This window comes from Variovorax sp. FG153 (genome assembly GCF_057809595.1).
Genome location: NZ_JBMDKG010000025.1, coordinates 57406 through 73724, shown reverse-complemented (window position 1 = coordinate 73724; position 16319 = coordinate 57406). Strand labels below are relative to the sequence as shown.

16 protein-coding genes and 1 tRNA gene are annotated in these 16319 nt (G+C 66.7%); 4 read left to right on the top strand and 13 right to left on the bottom strand.

Annotation, left to right across the window (positions count from 1 at the left end; translation table 11 throughout):
• Nucleotides 1–4 precede the first annotated feature (4 nt).
• The 10 genes from ACODT0_RS24690 to tolB form a co-directional block, all read right to left on the bottom strand.
• Nucleotides 5–1579, bottom strand: a complete 1575-nt coding sequence (locus tag ACODT0_RS24690) for an NHL repeat-containing protein (protein ID WP_489042538.1) — start codon at nt 1577–1579, stop codon at nt 5–7.
• Between the two features lie 133 nt (nt 1580–1712).
• Entirely contained in the window at nt 1713–2237 is a 525-nt protein-coding gene (locus ACODT0_RS24685) for a hypothetical protein (RefSeq protein WP_489042537.1), read from the bottom strand.
• Nucleotides 2238–2276: 39 nt separating this feature from the next.
• Entirely contained in the window at nt 2277–2441 is a 165-nt protein-coding gene (locus ACODT0_RS24680; RefSeq protein ID WP_489042536.1) for a hypothetical protein, read from the bottom strand.
• A gap of 92 nt (nt 2442–2533) precedes the next feature.
• Nucleotides 2534–3400, bottom strand: a complete 867-nt coding sequence (locus ACODT0_RS24675) for a DUF3037 domain-containing protein (RefSeq protein WP_489042535.1) — start codon at nt 3398–3400, stop codon at nt 2534–2536.
• The gene (locus tag ACODT0_RS24670; protein ID WP_489042534.1) at nt 3397–4185 is read right to left on the bottom strand and encodes a HipA family kinase; all 789 of its coding nucleotides are present in this window, start codon (nt 4183–4185) and stop codon (nt 3397–3399) included. Before ACODT0_RS24670 ends, ACODT0_RS24675 begins: the two co-directional genes overlap by 4 nt.
• A gap of 233 nt (nt 4186–4418) precedes the next feature.
• Nucleotides 4419–4494, bottom strand: a tRNA-Lys gene (locus ACODT0_RS24665).
• 83 nt (nt 4495–4577) lie between these two features.
• The gene (locus ACODT0_RS24660; protein WP_489042533.1) at nt 4578–5366 is read right to left on the bottom strand and encodes a tRNA threonylcarbamoyladenosine dehydratase; all 789 of its coding nucleotides are present in this window, start codon (nt 5364–5366) and stop codon (nt 4578–4580) included.
• A gap of 109 nt (nt 5367–5475) precedes the next feature.
• Nucleotides 5476–6234, bottom strand: coding sequence for a tol-pal system protein YbgF (ybgF, locus tag ACODT0_RS24655; protein ID WP_057597624.1), 759 nt, complete (start codon nt 6232–6234; stop codon nt 5476–5478).
• Nucleotides 6234–6758 (bottom strand): peptidoglycan-associated lipoprotein Pal, encoded by a 525-nt coding sequence (gene pal, locus ACODT0_RS24650; protein ID WP_057597625.1) that lies wholly within the window; start codon nt 6756–6758, stop codon nt 6234–6236. Before pal ends, ybgF begins: the two co-directional genes overlap by 1 nt.
• Before the next feature lie 24 nt (nt 6759–6782).
• Entirely contained in the window at nt 6783–8108 is a 1326-nt protein-coding gene (tolB, locus tag ACODT0_RS24645) for a Tol-Pal system beta propeller repeat protein TolB (RefSeq protein WP_172705446.1), read from the bottom strand.
• A 201-nt stretch (nt 8109–8309) separates the two neighbouring features.
• On the opposite strand from tolB, the gene msbA reads away from it, so the two are divergent.
• Nucleotides 8310–10100 (top strand): lipid A export permease/ATP-binding protein MsbA, encoded by a 1791-nt coding sequence (gene msbA, locus ACODT0_RS24640; RefSeq protein WP_489042532.1) that lies wholly within the window; start codon nt 8310–8312, stop codon nt 10098–10100.
• Here the strand turns inward: msbA and ACODT0_RS24635 are convergent.
• A complete protein-coding gene (locus tag ACODT0_RS24635; RefSeq protein WP_082322118.1) occupies nt 10082–10825 on the bottom strand; it encodes a GntR family transcriptional regulator in 744 nt (247 codons plus the stop codon). The two genes, msbA and ACODT0_RS24635, sit on opposite strands and share 19 nt — an antisense overlap.
• 101 nt (nt 10826–10926) lie before the next feature.
• Between ACODT0_RS24635 and ACODT0_RS24630 the strand changes: the two genes are divergently transcribed.
• From ACODT0_RS24630 to ACODT0_RS24620, 3 genes are all read left to right on the top strand, one after another.
• Nucleotides 10927–11709: an SDR family oxidoreductase gene (locus ACODT0_RS24630; protein ID WP_489042531.1), complete on the top strand. Its 783-nt coding sequence runs from the start codon at nt 10927–10929 to the stop codon at nt 11707–11709.
• 43 nt (nt 11710–11752) lie between these two features.
• The gene (gene kce / locus ACODT0_RS24625) at nt 11753–12685 is read left to right on the top strand and encodes a 3,5-dioxohexanoate:acetyl-CoA acetone transferase (RefSeq protein WP_489042530.1); all 933 of its coding nucleotides are present in this window, start codon (nt 11753–11755) and stop codon (nt 12683–12685) included.
• Nucleotides 12686–12776: 91 nt separating this feature from the next.
• Complete coding sequence (locus ACODT0_RS24620) at nt 12777–14111, top strand: MFS transporter (RefSeq protein WP_489042529.1); 1335 nt, start codon at nt 12777–12779, stop codon at nt 14109–14111.
• 12 nt (nt 14112–14123) lie between these two features.
• Here ACODT0_RS24620 and rng read toward each other — a convergent pair whose 3' ends face one another.
• Together rng and ACODT0_RS24610 are read right to left on the bottom strand one after the other, a co-directional pair.
• Nucleotides 14124–15650: a ribonuclease G gene (rng, locus tag ACODT0_RS24615; protein ID WP_261205894.1), complete on the bottom strand. Its 1527-nt coding sequence runs from the start codon at nt 15648–15650 to the stop codon at nt 14124–14126.
• 25 nt (nt 15651–15675) lie between these two features.
• Nucleotides 15676–16287 (bottom strand): Maf family protein, encoded by a 612-nt coding sequence (locus ACODT0_RS24610; RefSeq protein ID WP_489042528.1) that lies wholly within the window; start codon nt 16285–16287, stop codon nt 15676–15678.
• Between the last annotated feature and the right edge of the window lie 32 nt (nt 16288–16319).

Sequence of the window (16319 nt, the reverse complement as noted above, 5' to 3'; positions counted from 1 at the left end):
TTGTTCAGGGCGTCGGTGCCTCGGCAGGCTCCGTGGTGGCGAGGCCGCTGAGATTTCGAGGGATCGGCGCCACGATCAGCTTCAGGTTGCCGAGGATCACCAGGTTGTTGCCGTCCGGCGTGACGCGCATGACGGGGTGCAGGCAGAAATAGGGGTAGTCCGAGCTCAGGCAACCGGGCGCATCGGCCAGGGTGAACCGGCCTACCTTCGGCACCGTGAGTTGCGTGCCGGCCTTGGCGCTCGTGTCGTAGACGTCGATCACCGCCGCGCCCGACTCGTCCGGACCGACCGCGTAGCTCAACTGGTAGAGCCGGCGGCCGTCGGGCGAGATCTGCACCGCCTTCGTCACGTCGACCGGCTGGGGGACCGATCCCACCGTTCCGAAATCCCGGTCATACACCGTGTAGCCGCTGTTCACGAAGCGGTCGCCGTTGGCGCTCAGGCTCGTATTCCAATAGAAGAAGAAGTCGGCGATGGGCACTTTCTTGAAGATGCCATCCGACGTATCCATGAAGAGCACCGGTGGAACCGGCGATATGCTGGCCGACTGGGTCAACACCATGCGCGAACCGTCGCCCGAGACGGCCAAGTAGGGCCCACCGTGGCAACTTTCGCAAGCCGTCGAGCTGCCGAACTGCAGGGTGCGCGTGTCGAAATAGCCGAGCCCATGCCAGTCGTAGCCGCTACGGCTGGGCATCCAGAGCTTGCCGTCGTTGGTGAAGGCAATACCGGTTTCCGTCATGCCTCCCTGCCAACCGATGCCTTCGCCAGAGAGATGCGTGCTCTTGATGGTGAAGCTCGATGGATCGATCAGGTTGACCTGGTTGCTGGAATCCGTCGTCGCCAGCACGCTGGCGTCGGTCGCGAGCGCAACGTCGTAGAGACCGGGCACAGACAGCGTCGAGCTGGACCAGGCGGTCCCCGTCAACCGGAAGCGTGCCACAGCACTGATACCCGGGCCTATGAACGGCGTCGGGTAGGACGCATAGATGGCATGGCGCACGGCGTCGTAAGCCACCGTGCGCGGAACGCCGTATGCGCTGGTATCCAGCGCGGCGTACGGCAGCGTCACCGTCAGCGTGTACTCGATGGTCCAGGGCGAGCCCGCATAGACCACCTTGCAATCCGCATCGGCGCACGCGCGCACGATGAACGATCCCTTGTAGACACCAGGACCCAGGCCGGCCTTCGGCTTGACGACGATGCGTGCCTTCATGCCGTCGACGGTCACGTCGACGCTTCCGATACGCGGATCGACCGTTCCGTCGGGCGTTGCTGCCTTGACGAACAGGGTCGTGCTCGACTTGCTCTCGGCAACCGCATGGAGAACGACCCCGCCGGGATTCGCGTCCCCCAGTTCGTAGGCCATCTTCAGCGCCTGGGTGTCGAAGCTGAGTTTCACGCCGTCGTCGATGCGAGGGGGCGTTTCCGTCGAAGGAGAGTCAGGAGTTGTCGGCGTCGAGCCGCCGATGGGAAATGCCAGGCCACCACCGCCGCCGCCTCCGCCACCACCACCGCATGCGGACACCACCGCAGCCACGGCAAGCGCGACCGACGCAAGACCCCTCGCTCCATTCATCGACTTCTCCTCGTGTTATGTAAGCCAAATCTTACGTTGGAAGCATGCCGCTTCCAGGGACGTCGACCGTTTCGACACGAGGATTCGCCGCTTCCGTTGTGCGGCTCGCACGACTCACCCTCTTGGTGGATGGTCAGCATTGCGACGGTGGGGCACGGGAGTTCGACGGCGTCTCGCATCCACCGGCGATGGAGGTCAAAAAAAAGACAGCCCAACGAAAAGAGGCGACTGATCTTTTCATCAATGATGAGCGAAGCTCACGGGAGCACCATGAACTTCTGCAGCGTCTTGACCTTCTCGGCGGCGTCCTGCGTGTAGAGTTCATGAAGGCATCCTTGACGTACTGGTCCTTGAACCATGCGCCGATCACCCCAGCGATCGATGGCTTGGACGCCATGTGCAGGGCCAGGGCATCCTCGATGAACCCCGCCTTCCACTGGGCGAGAACAAGCGCAGCGTCAGATGGCGAGGGCGATACTGCTGTCCCGCTGATCGACGTTGCGGGCGCCGCCGCCTGGGCAGAGCCGGCCGCATCCACCTCGGACTGCTTGATCTGGTTGTACAGGTTGGCAATGTAGCCCCACTGCGAAGCGAAACGCGCATAGAGCGCGGCGTAGGTGGCACCGAAGATGGTCAGCGCTTCCGCAGACGTGAACATGCTCTTCGCTGCTTCGAGCACGCAGCCGATATAGGCAGATCACGACGATGTATCGCCAAGGAGCCCGCGGATCAGAGCCGTTGCAACAATGAGAATGAGGCCGATCCAGATCGTGCGTAGCACCACAATCTCGCCGCCGTTCGGTCGCCGTCCAAGCATAAATTCGCCGGAGAAGAATTCGATGGCACGAGCGCAGATGGTCATGGGACATCCTGAATTGAGAGAGGAGGAAATGTACGCGGACGCCGCCCATGAAAAAGCCCGCCAAGGCGGGCCGTGGATTGGCGGGGCGATGGTCACATCAGATGCTGCCCGTGCTCGGAGATCGCCTTAGCAACAGACTCCGAAAATTGCTCCGCGCCCTCTTCTTCAATGACCTCGCTGCTGGGTGCCTTGCGAAGAATGCTGACCGCCTTTTCGTAGGCATCGCTCAAGTCGGCGTCGGCCGGCTTACCCACAAGAAAGTAGACATGAAAATCCTCACGCGAATCTTTGATGCTCGACACCTGACCGAGCCATCGATGAGCCTTCTCCTTGATCGAAGAATCGCTCGCGAGATCGAACGAGAGCGGCTCGTAGCAATGCCAAGCGCTGTTCTTCCATGCATGCTCGAACTTGACCGAGTCATCGGCGACAGCAATCACCTTCTCCTCTAGGTGAGAAAGGACGTTGCGCTTCTCAAGCTCAGTCCTGAAGTGCTTCCAGACATCATCGTCTTTGCGCGGAGCGTTGATGAGTTCGGTGTCGTACTTCGTGACGAAGCGCTGATGCAGCAAGGTCAGCGTAGCCGGCAAGTCCTTGCTCAGCCCGCTACCGACCGGTGACCATTGCAACGAGCTGTCGTCCGCACGGATGACCGAGTGCACGAGTTGCTCAATCGCGGTCGCCTCCTTGCCGTCGCTTGAGTTCGGCGCATCCAGCGTGCCTTCCGTAATCTGGTCGAATGTCGCCTGAAGACGTCGCATTCTGGCTCGGAACACATCAGGATCGATGGTTGGAAAAGCCTTCTTCACACGGCCGTATGCGGTCTTGAACTTGGCACCGATGTACGAGCCACGAGCCGCCGTCAGGACCACGCCGACGTTGATGAACTCACCCGTCCCAATGTCGTGGACGTAGCGCAATACGATGTAGCTGTAAGGCGTGCGTGCGGTCGTACTCATGACAAAGCCCTCTTCAGTTCAATGCCTGCGGGAGCGAGGTTGTCGCGAAGGGACATGATAAAGGTTCTCGCCGTGGCGACCGTCTGAGCTTCAGCCGCCCATGACGGAGGGAGGGCGTCGCCGTAATCGTTGATCCGCTCGTCGGTCAGGGCGGCAAGGCGAGCGCTTATGCCATCGATCGGGTACGCAGCCCTGCCCCGCAAATGGCCGAAGAAGACATGCTCTTGCGGCGGGAGAGTGCCATCTAACGCGTTGACCTGCCATGGCTCCTTCCAGAACAGGTTCAGGTCTGTCATCAATGCAAGCTCGTGGTCGAAGATCGCGAACCCCTTGCCGTTGGTCAGCAGGTTGTGGTTCTTGACGTGCCGATCACCATTCGTCAGCCAGCAATCGAGCGCGAAGATGTCGAGCGCCTCTTGCTCAAGCTCGGCTGACATCCGGGCGGCCGGTTCGATCCACGCGGCATACCCATCGGGAAGGCGCTGCGAGCCGTACCCAAAGCGATCGCCCTTGCGCAGGGTTGCGGCAACGGTCGAATCGGGAATGGTGTCGATAAAGTCGTCGGAGAGTTCGACCAAGTAAGGCGGAGGCACTGGCAGACCTAGATCGAGCGCCAGCATGGCCGTCATGGCCTCGCGGATTAGCCCGCCTACGGAGCAGCCTTCCGAGAACTTCGCCACGAGTTCCACTTCACCCTTCTGTCCGTCACACACAAGGAGCATCGGTCGGGTTCGGCCGTTGCTCATCATGCGGTCGAAGCGGGTTGCCTCAACACGTTCAAACATTTGTCCCCTCCAAGTTCTAGTTGGCGGTGATTGTGGGCCATGCAGCCACGTCGGCCAGTGCGCCCGCACGAGGTCCAGGCGAACTGTGCGAGCAGATTGGATGCCCACAACACCGACGCCACATCTGACATCCCCTTACATCCGTCATTACATCGGACAAGATGAACGCAAAAACAAAAGGGCCTACTACCTATTTGATAGCGGGCCCTTTGTTAACCATGCGGCTTAGCGGATGGTAGGACGTACTGGATTCGAACCAGTGACCAACGGATTAAAAGTCCGCTGCTCTACCAACTGAGCTAACGTCCCGAATTCGGCTTCCCCTCGCAGGGACTTCCTCGTTCTTGTTTTTCTTGGTGCTTCGCCGCTGTCAAACGCGGCAAAGCCAAAGATTATAGCGTGGTATTCGCAGCCACCCGATCGAGAACCCACCCCGCCGCGCACTGGCCGAAGGTCGCGGTCACGCTGACCACCGACCCATAGCCATGGCAGTTGAGCGAACCATCGCCGCTCTCGATGGCGCACGAGGCATCGGGCGGGGCCACGCTCTCGCGGCTGAACACACAGGCGACGCCGATCTTGCGGCCCTCGCGCGGCGCGCCATGCGACTTCCGCAGGCGTTGCCGCAGCTGCGCGAGCAATGGGTCGTGCGTGACCTGCGAGAGGTCGTCGATGTCGACCTTGTGCGCGAGCCGCTTGCCGCCCGCCGCACCGACGGTGATGAAGTCGGTGCCACGCGCGACGCCGCGGGCCCAGGCGGCCATCGCGAGCTTGGCCTTCACCTGGTCGCAGGCGTCGATGACGGCATGCACGGGACCGTTGGCGGCCTGCGCGGCTTCGAGCAGCGCGGGCCAGTTGTCGGGCTCGACGAACTCGTCGACCGGCAGCACGCGGCACTCGGCGTTGATCTGCGCGATGCGCTCGCGCATGGCTTCGACCTTGGCTTGTCCGACGGTGCTGTCGAGCGCGTGGATCTGGCGATTGATGTTGGACTCGGACACGTGGTCGAGATCGATCAGCGTCAGGCGCCCCACCCCGCTGCGCGCCAGCGCCTCGACGGCCCACGAACCGACGCCGCCGATGCCCACGACGAGCACGTGCGCGTTGCGGATGCGCGCGGCACCGCTCACGCCGTACAGGCGCTCGAGGCCGCCGAAGCGGCGCGCGAAATCGGGTGCCATGGCGTCGTCGCCAGACGCGACAAAACCGGCGGCTGCCTCGGGGGCAGTCGCCGGTTCGGTCGTGGAGACGGGCTCGTGAACAGCGCTCAAGCGGAGGGCTCCGCCGGCACTAGCGCAGTCGCGAGAGACGCTCGCGGCCGGCCTGCGCGGCTTCCGACTGCGGATAGGCCTTGGTCAGGTCTTCCAGCGTGCGGCGCGCGGCGCGCGTGTCCTTGAGCTCGATCTGGCAGTTCGCGATCGACAGCACGGCCTCGGGGGCCTTGGCATGGTCGGGCGCCAGCGAGAGCATCGAACGGAAGTTGGCGATGGCCTCGTTGTAGTTGCGCGTGGCGTACTGGGCGTTGCCGAGCCAGAACAGCGCCGAGGCGTTGTAGCCGCTTTGCGGATAGCGCTTGACGAACTCGGCGAAGGCGGTCTGGGCCTGCGCGAACTGGCCGGCGCGGAACACGCCGAGCGCGGCTTCGAAGTCGGCCTTCTCGCGCGGATCGGCATTGAACTCGCGACCATCGACCGTGACCTTCGACGGCTCGTTCTGCTTGAGCCGGTCGTCGATGGTGGTCTGCTTGGACTGCAGCTCGCTCACGGCACGCGTGAGCTGTTCGTTCTGGCCGGTCATGCGCGCCAGGTCGCCACGCATCTGCTCGATCTGCGTCTGCAGGTCGAGCAGGCTGCGCCGCAGCTGGCCGTTCTCGTCAGTCAGGCGCTGATCGGTCTGCTGGCGCACGGCCTCCACGCGCTGGCGCAGATCGAGGATGGCCTTGCGGGCCTCGTCATCCTCGAACAGCGCGGCCTGCGATCCGGCCGAGGCGCACAACAGGGCGGCCGCCAGGGCCGCGCCACGCCACAGAGCGCGTTGGGCGGGCCGCATCACCGGGTGTAGCGGATTTCGGCGCGACGGTTCTGCGCCCAGACTTCTTCACCCGCGCCGGTCACGGCGGGCTTTTCCTTGCCGAAGCTCACGGCTTCGATCTGGCTGTCGTTCACGCCCAGCAGCGTGAGCGCGCGGCGCACGGCTTCCGAACGCTTCTGGCCCAGCGCGAGGTTGTACTCGCGGCCGCCGCGCTCGTCGGTGTGGCCTTCGATCGAGATGCGACGCTGCGGGTTGGCCTTGAGGAAACGGGCATGGCCGTCGATCAGCGACTGAAACTCGGGCTTGACCGTGTAGCTGTCGTAGTCGAAATACACGATGCGCTCGACGCCCATCGGACCTTGGGCGGTGCCGGCGTTGGGATCGATCGTGACGGGTGCCACGGCCGTGGCAGCGCCCTGGTTGCCAGCGCCACCGGCGGTACCGGTGCGGTCGGTCACGGGCGTTTCGTTGAGCTTGGTGCCCGACGAGCAGCCTGCGATCAGCGCCACGATGGCCAGCGAATAAATCGTACGTTTCAACATTTCGAACTCCTCAGATAAACCTAATCATTGCTTTTGAAACGGACCCCAGTCCGGTTCCCTGATGTCTCCTGCCTGACCCGCCAGCCGTGCCTTTATTTTTCCGTCCAGCGTGGTCGTCATGAGGGCCTCGCGACCTTGCAGTTGCGTGGCATAGACGATCAGCTTGCTATTGGGGGCAAAACTCGGACTCTCGTCCGCCGAGGTGTCGGTGATGGCGGTGACATTGCCGCTGGCCAACTCCATCACGTGGAGTTTGAACGCCCCGCCCACGCGGGAGATGTAGGCCAACCACCGGCCGTCGGCGCTGACGGAAGGAGAAATGTTGTAGGTACCGCTGAAGGTGACCCGGGTCGGGTTGCCGCCATTGGCGCCCATCTTGTAGATCTGTGGTGCGCCGCCGCGGTCGCTCACGAAGTAGATGGTGCTGCCGTCGGCCGAGTAGACCGGTTCGGTGTCGATGCTCGCGCTCTGGGTCAGCCGGCGCGGCTCGCCGCCGCTGGCCGGGATGGTGTAGAGCTGCGAGCCGCCGTCGCGACTCAGCGTGACGGCGAGCGTGCTGCCGTCGGGCGCCCAGGCCGGCGCGCTGTTGGAGCCGCGGAAGTTGGCGACCAGCCTGCGCTGGCCGCTGGCCACGTTGTGCACGTAGACGACGGGCTTGCGCGATTCGAAGGACACGTAGGCCAGTTGCTGGCCGTTGGACGACCAGACCGGCGAGATGATCGGCTCGGGACTGGCGAGCGCGGCCTGCGCGTTCTCGCCGTCGGCATCGGCCACCCACAGCGAGTAGCGGCTGCCGCCCTTGGTCACGTAGGCGATGCGGGTCGAGAAGATGCCCTTGTCGCCCGTGAGCTTCTCGTAGACGTAGTCGGCGATGCGGTGCGAGGCGAGCCGCAGGTCGCCCTGGGGAACGATGTAGCTCTGGCCACCGAGGTCACCGCCGTTCGGGCCGCGCACCACGTCCCAGAGACGGAAGCGCACGTCGTAGCGGCCATCGGCCAGGCGCGTGACGCTGCCGACCACGAGCGAGTCGGCGGTGCGCTGGCGCCAGACGGAGAAATCGGGACGCGAGCCCTCGTCGAGCGCCTGGCCCGAGGCATCGACGCCGCGGAACTGGCCGCTGCGCTCGAGGTCGGCCTGCACGATCTCGGAGATCTTCTGCGGCGAGGAATCCTGGCCGCGGAACGGCACGAGCGCAATGGGCAACTGGGTCAGCCCCACGCCCGACACCTCGACCTTGAACTGGGCGAGTGCGGGCAAAACGGGGGAAGCTGCCAGGGCCGCGATGACCGTGCGGCGACCCAAAAGCGATGAAGAAGGAGTTGGAGAGAGGGCTTGCAACGGCTTGTTCATGCGGTTTCGGAGAGATCTCGGGTTGAAAAAGTTTCTCCCCTTGTAACGGGGCCACATGGTACACATTGCTTTGATGGGGCCATGGCAAAACGTTCCATGCGGCGCGGGGTCCTACACACAAAATGCTTCAGGAACGCGCCCTGGTACCCGGCCCCGGGCAGCCGAAAGGGCGTTCCGACCCGCCCCGTAGAATCCGCCGCCATGCAGACACCCCCCGGCAGCGAGACCGCACGCCCTCCCCTGATGCGCCGGCTGGCGCGGCTCATGACCTGGTTCGGCGGTTCGCGCCAATGGTGGGCGCTGGGGCTGATCGGCGCGATGCTCGCCGCCATCACCGAGCCGCTGATGGCGGCCCTCCTCAAGCCGCTGCTCGACCGCGGCTTCACGCGCGGCGAAATGCCTCTGTGGTTCGTGCCGGCCGCCGTGCTGCTGCTGTTCGCGGTGCGCGGCATCGCCCAGTTCATCTCGCAGTACGCGCTCTCGCGCATCGCCAACGAAGGCATGCAGCGGCTGCGCAAGGTGCTGTTCGACCGGCTGCTGGGCGCCGAGCTCGCGCTGTTCGCGCGCCAGTCGGCCAGCACGCTGTCGAACACCGTGGTCTATGAAGTGCAGACCGGCGCGATGCTGCTGGTGCAGGCGCTGCTGGGACTGTCGCGCGACGGCTTCACGCTGGTGGCGCTGCTGGGCTACCTGGTCTACCTGAACTGGAAGCTCACGCTGATCGTGGCCTTCCTGGTGCCGAGCATCTCCTGGATCATGAAGGTGTTCTCCAAGCGCCTCTACAAGCTGACGCAGCAGGGCCAGCAGGCCACCGACGAGCTGGCCTACGTGGTGGAAGAGAACGTGCTCGCCCACCGCATGGTGCGCCTGCATGGCGCCGAGACGGCCCAGGCCAGGCGCTTCGAGCAGTTGAGCCAGAAGCTCAACCGGCTGGCCGTGAAGTCCACCATCGCCCAGGCCGCGACCACCCCGCTGACGCAGATGATGGCCTCGCTGGCGCTGTCGGTGGTCGTGATGATCGCGCTCTGGCAGAGCGGCAAGCAGGGCTTCACGGTCGGCGGTTTCGTCGCCTACATCACGGCGATGCTGATGCTGATCGCGCCGATCCGGCGCCTCGCCGAAGTGGCCGGCCCGATCACGCGCGGCCTGGCGGCGCTCGAGCGCGGCCTGGCGCTGGTCGACGAGGTACCGACCGAGCCGCAGGGCAGCTTCGGCATGGCGCATGCGCAGGGTCGCATCGAGTTCCGCGACACACGCGTGAACTACCGCGGCGACGACGAGCGCCCCGCCCTCGACGGCGTGAGCCTCGTGATCGAGCCGGGCCAGAGCGTGGCCTTCGTCGGCCCCTCGGGCTCGGGCAAGACCACGCTGATGAACCTGCTGCCGCGCTTCGTGCTGCCCAGCGGCGGCCAGGTGCTGCTCGACGGCCACGACATCTCGGAATGGGAGCTCAAGAGCCTGCGCTCGCAGTTCGCCATGGTGAGCCAGGACGTGGTGATGCTCAACGACACCCTGGCGGCGAACGTGGCGCTGGGCGCCGATGCCGAGATCGACCGCGACCGCGTGCTGGCCTGCATCGCGGCCGCCAACCTCAGCAGCCATGTCGAGGGCCTGCCCAACGGCATCGACACCGTGCTGGGCCACAACGCCACCCAGCTCTCGGGCGGCCAGCGCCAGCGCCTCGCGATCGCTCGCGCGCTCTACAAGGATGCGCCGGTGCTGCTGCTCGACGAGGCCACCTCGGCCCTCGACACCGAATCCGAGCGGCTGGTGCAGGACGCCCTGCAGCGCCTGATGCAGAACCGCACCACGCTGATCGTGGCGCACCGCCTGTCGACCATCCAGCATGCCGACCGCATCATCGTGATGGAACAGGGCCGCGTGGCCGAACAGGGGTCGCACGCGCAGCTGATGGCGCTCGACGGCCTCTATGCGCGGCTGCAGACGAACGCGGTGCGCAGCGCCGCCGCGGGTCAGGACCCGACGCTCTGATCCCGACCGCCGGGCGACGGCGGCCTTGAAGCGCCCTCCGCCACCAGCACGCCGGCCGAGAGGATGAACTCGGCCGCGCTGCGGATGTCGCCCTCGAGCGCGGCCCGGGCCTTGGCGCCGTCGCGCCGCTTCAACGCCGCGAGCAGCGCCGCGTGGTGCGCCACCGCCACCTTCTCGCCCACGCGGCGCGAACCGGCGCGCAGGTCGTAATTGAGGATCGGCCCGATGCGCAGCCACAGCGCCTCGATCATCTGCAGCAGCATCGGCATGTCGGCCGCGGCATAGACCGCGAAGTGGAATTCCTTGTTGAAGGTGACCAGCCTCGAGCCATCGGGACTCGCGGCCTTCATCTCGGCGACGAAGGCATCGTGGCACTCGGCGATCTCGCGCAGCGCCACGGTGCCGACCGCCGCGGCCGCCGCCTCGGTCGCCAGCCCCTCGAGGTTGGTGCGGATCACCGTGATCTCCTTGAACTGCGCGGCCGTCATGCGCGGCACGCGCAGGGTGCGGCTGGGCGTCAACTCGAGCGCCTGCTCGGCCACCAGCCGCTGCATCGCCTCGCGCACCGGCATCACGCTCACGCCCAGCGCCGCGGCGGCGCTGCGCAGCGAGATCTGCTCGCCCGGCATCATCTGCCCGCTCATCACGAGATCGCGCAACTGGTCGTAGACGTTGGCGCTGAGCGTCTGGCGCTTGAGCGGGGTGACGAGATCGGAGAGCTCCATGCGGCGCAGTATACGTTTCAGGGTATACCCCATTAGATATCTGTGATCACAGATCTACGATGCCGACCATTCCCTGTCACACCCCAAGGAGCGATTCAGAAATGTGGAACGGCAATTCCCTCGCCGGCCAGCGCGTGCTCGTCACCGCCGGCGCCAGCGGCATCGGACTCGACATCGTGCGTGCCTTCGCCGCGGCCGGCGCCCGTGTCTTCGTCTGCGACGTGCAGTCCGAGAGCCTGGACCGGCTGTCGACCGAACTGCCCGAGGTCGGCAGCTGCCTCGCCGATGTCTCGAACGAAGAACAGGTGGCGCGCCTCTTCGACGCCGCGGACCGCGAACTCGGCGGCCTCGACGTGCTGGTCAACAACGCCGGCGTGGCCGGCCCGACCGGCGGCGTCGAAACCCTCTCGCTCGACGACTGGAACCGCACGCTGGCCGTCAACATCACGGGCCAGTTCCTCTGCGCCCGGCTCGCGGTGCCGCGGCTGCGCCAGGGCCGCCATCCCTCGATCGTCAATCTCTCCTCGGCCGCCGGCCACCTCGGCATGCCGGGCCGCTCGCCCTACGCGGCCTCGAAATGGGCCGTGATCGGCTTCACCAAGACGCTCGCGCTCGAACTCGGCCCCGACGGCATCCGCGTCAACGCGATCCTGCCGGGCGCGGTCGACGGTCCGCGCATCCGCGCCGTGATCGCCGCCAAGGCCCAGGCGCTCGGCAAGCCCATCGAGGAGGTCACGCGCATCTACACCTCGCAGTCCGCGCTCAACCGCATGGTGACGGCCACCGACATCGCGAACATGGTGCTGTTCGCCGCCAGCGACCTGGCCGCCAGCGTCACCGGCCAGGAGCTCGTGGTCGACGGCCACACCCAGGCGCTGAGCTGACCCGCCCTCTTCCTCTCTTCCCGACCTCACCCGAATCCCGACCATGGCCACCCGCACCAAAGCCATCATCACCTGCGCCCCCACCGGCGCGATCCACACGCCGAGCATGTCGCCGCACCTGCCGGTGACGGCCGACGAGATCGCCGCCGCCTCGATCGAGGCGGCGCGCGCCGGTGCCGCGATCCTGCACCTGCATGCGCGCGACCCGAAGGACGGCCGCCCCTCGCAGGACCCGGACCTGTTCCGGCCCTTCCTCTCGAGGATCAAGACCGCCACCGATGCCGTGATCAACATCACCACCGGCGGCAGCCCGCACATGAGCGTCGAGGAACGCATGCGCCCGGCCACCACCTTCAAGCCCGAGCTGGCCTCGCTCAACATGGGCTCGATGAACTTCGGCCTGTTCCCCATGCTCGAGCGTTTCAAGTCCTTCGCGCACGATTGGGAGCGCGAGCACCTCGAGAACAGCCGCAACCTGATCTTCAAGAACACCTTCGCCGACATCGAGAACATCCTGCGCCTGGGCGAGGCCAACGGCACGCGCTTCGAGTTCGAGTGCTACGACGTCAGCCACCTCAACAACCTGCGCCACTTCATGGACCGCGGCCTGGTGCGCGCGCCGGTGTTCGTGCAGACGGTGTTCGGCATCCTCGGCGGCATCGGCGCCGACCCCGAGGACCTGATGCACATGCACCGCACCGCGGCGCGCCTGTTCGGCGACCGCTTCCAGTGGTCGATCCTCGGCACCGGCCGCAACCAGCTGCCGCTGGCCACCATCGGCGCGGCCATGGGCTCGCACGTGCGCGTCGGCCTCGAGGACTCGCTGTGGATCGGCCCGGGCCGGCTCGCCGCCTCGAGTGCCGAGCAGGTGCTGCGCATCCGCGCCGTGCTCGAGGCGCTGAACATCGACACCGCGACACCCGACGAGGCGCGCGAGATCCTCGGCCTCAAGGGCGCGGCCAAGGTCGACTTCTAGCCCTCGCATCCCCATCGCCCGCAGCGCCGTCGTCTCGCACGGCGCGCCGCTGCATTCCTTCACCAGAACAAGACTTCAGAGAGAGACACCGATGGCACACACCTCCATCCCCGGCGCCCGCCTCGGGCCCGCGGCCGACACGGCCACCACCGACGAGCAGGCCTCGCTCAATGCGCTGATCTTCCGCAAGCTGATGCCGCTGCTGGTGCTGGCCTACGTGATCAGCTTCATCGACCGCACGAACATCGCGCTCGCCAAGAGCCACATGGCGGTCGACATCGGCATCTCGGCCGCGGCCTACGGCCTGGGCGCGGGCCTGTTCTTCCTGAGCTACGCACTGCTCGAGGTGCCGAGCAACCTGGTGATGCACCGCGTGGGCGCGCGCTGGTGGATCGCGCGCATCATGATCACCTGGGGCCTGCTCTCTTCCGGCATGGCCTTCGTCACCGGCGAGACCTCGTTCTACGTGATGCGCGTGCTGCTCGGCGCGGCCGAGGCCGGCCTGTTCCCGGGCGTGATGCTCTACCTGAACTACTGGTTCGGCCGCAAGGACCGGGCACGCGCCACCGGCTACTTCCTGCTCGGCGTGTGCATCGCCAACATCCTCAGCGGCCCGGTCGGCGGCGCGCTGCTGCAGATGGACGGCCTGCTGGGCTGGCACGGCTGGCAATGGATGTTCGTGATCGAGGGCCTGCCGGCCGTGGCGCTGGCCTTCGTGGTCTGGCGCAAGCTGCCCGACGGGCCTGCCGATGCCAGCTGGCTCACGCCGGCGCAGGCGCGCGCCATCGAGCAAGGCCTCGCCGCAGAACGCGCCGAGGACGCGGCCCATGGCCAGGTCGGCGAATCGTTGCGCGCCTGCCTGGTCGACAAGCAGATCTGGCTCGCGATCTTCGTCTACTTCTGCCACCAGATCAGCATCTACACGGTGATCTTCTTCCTGCCGAGCATCATCGGCACCTACGGCAAGCTCACGCCGCTGCAGATCGGCGCGCTCAACTCGCTGCCCTGGGTCGCCGCCGCGGTCGGCGCGATCGCGCTGCCGCGGCTCGCGGTCACGCCGCAACGCGGGCGCCTGCTGCTGCTGATCGGGCTGGCCGCCATGGCCGTGGGGCTGTGCATCGCGGCCTTCGCGAGCCCGGCCGTCGCGCTCGCGGGCTTCTGCCTCACGGGCTCGATGTTCTTCGTGGTGCAGTCGGTGATCTTCCTGTTCGCCTCCTCGCGCCTGGCCGGCGTGGCGCTCGCGGGCGGGCTGGCGCTGGTCAACACCTGCGGCCTGCTGGGCGGCTTCATCGGGCCTTCGGTGATGGGATGGATCGAGCAGAGCACGGGCAGCACGACCAACGGCCTGCTCGCGATGGCCGTGCTGCTGGTGCTGGCGGCGCTCGCCAGCATCGGGATGCGCCAGGGCCGCGAATCGCGGCGTTGAAGGACTAGGGCCTCAGAGCAGCACGATGTCGTACTGCCCCTGCCCGATCGCCGGCTCGGACTGCAGCGAGATCGGCTTGCCGATGAAGTCGCTGAGCCCGGCCAGGTGCTGGCTCTCCTCGTCGAGGAACAGCTCGATCACCTGCGGCGACGAGACGATGCGGAACTCGCGCGGCGTGAACTGCCGCGCTTCGCGCAGGATCTCGCGCATCACGTCGTAGGCCACGCTGCGCGCGGTCTTCACGATGCCCTGGCCGCCGCAGGCCACGCAGGGCTCGCACAGCATGTGGGCCAGCGATTCGCGCGTGCGCTTGCGCGTCATCTCGACCAGGCCGAGCTGCGAGAAGCCGCCGGCCGTGGTCTTCACGCGGTCGCGCGCGAGCTGCTTGCGGAACTCGCCGAGCACCTGCTCGCGGTGGTCGTCGCGCGCCATGTCGATGAAGTCGACGATGATGATCCCGCCCAGGTTGCGCAGCCGCAGCTGGCGCGCGATGGCCTGCGCCGCCTCGAGGTTGGTCTTGAAGATGGTGTCGTCGAAGTTGCGCGCGCCGACGAAGCCGCCGGTGTTCACGTCGATGGTGGTCAGCGCCTCGGTCTGGTCGACCACGAGGTAGCCGCCCGACTTGAGATCGACCCGGCGACCCAGCGCGCGCGCGATCTCCTCGTCGACCGAATAGAGGTCGAAGATCGGCCGCTCCCCGCGGTAGTGCTGCAGCTTGCCGGACGCCTTGGGCATGAACTCCAGGCCGAACTTCAGCAGCAGCTCGAACTGCTCGCGCGAGTCGATGCGGATGGTCTGCGTGTCCTCGGTGGTGAGGTCGCGCAGCACGCGCTGCAGCAGGCTCAGGTCCTGGTGCAGCAGCGACATCGGCGGCAGCCGCGTCGAGGCCTCGCGGATGCGCGACCAGGTCTTGCGCAGGTAGGCGATGTCGTCGGCGAGCTCGGCGTCGGTGGAGTCCTCGCCGTTGGTTCGCAGGATGAAGCCGCCGGTGTTCTCGGGCACCACGCCGCCGCTGTCGGCCGCCGCGGCGGCCTCGATCAGCGCGAGCATGCGCGAACGCAGCGCATCGCGCAGGTCGGCCGGGATCTTCTGCGACACGCCGATGTGGTTGTCCTGCGGCAGGAACACGAGCAGCCGGCCCGCGATGCTGATCTGCGTCGACAGCCGCGCGCCCTTGGTGCCGATCGGGTCCTTGATGACCTGCACCAGCAGCGACTGGCCTTCGAACACCTGCTTCTCGATCGGCACCATGGCGCCGCCGTTGCGGTGGTCGCGTTCGGCCGGCGCGGCGCTGGGCCGCGAGCCCGGCGTGAAAGGCGCCACGATGTCGGCCACGTGCAGGAAGGCGGTGCGCTCCAGGCCGATGTCGATGAAGGCCGACTGCATGCCCGGCAGCACGCGCGAGACCTTGCCCAGGTAGATGTTGCCGACCAGTCCGCGCTCGAGCGTGCGCTCGACGTGCAGCTCCTGCACCGCGCCGTGCTCGACCACCGCCACGCGGGTCTCCTGCGGGGACCAGTTGATCAGGATGTCTTGCATGGAGTTCTCGGTTGTCTCGGTTGTCTCAAGTGGGGAAACCGGCGCGCCGCAGCAGTTGCGCGGTCTCGAACATGGGGAGGCCCATGATGCCCGAATAGGAGCCGCTGATGTGCTCGACGAAGGCGGCCGCCGCGCCCTGGATGCCATAGGCGCCGGCCTTGCCCAGCGGCTCGCCGCCTTCGACGTAGCGGCGGATCTGCGCGCGGCTCATAGGCGCGAAGCGCACGCGTGACACGCTCAGCGCGGCCTGCCGGCGCCGGCCCTGCTGCAGGGCCACGGCGGTCAGCACGCGGTGCGTGGTGCCCGACAGCAGCGCGAGCATGCGCTCGGCATCGCGCGCGTCCTCGGGCTTGCCGAGGATGGCGCGGCCCAGCGCCACGGTGGTGTCGGCGCACAGCACGGGCGCGTCGGCCAGGCCGCGGCGGCGCAGGCGCGCCACGGCGGCATCGAGCTTGAGCGCGGTCACGCGCTGCACGTAGGCTGTGGGCGATTCGCCGGGCAGCACGGTCTCGAGCGCCTCGGCGTCCTCGTCGTCGGCGGCCAGCAGCAGTTCATGGCGCACGCCGAGCTGGCCGAGCAACTGGGCGCGGCGCGGGCTCTGCGAGGCGAGATAGAGGAAGGTCGGGGTGGTCGGCACGGCGGTCGTTCCTGGGGTGCGGAAGAAAGGAC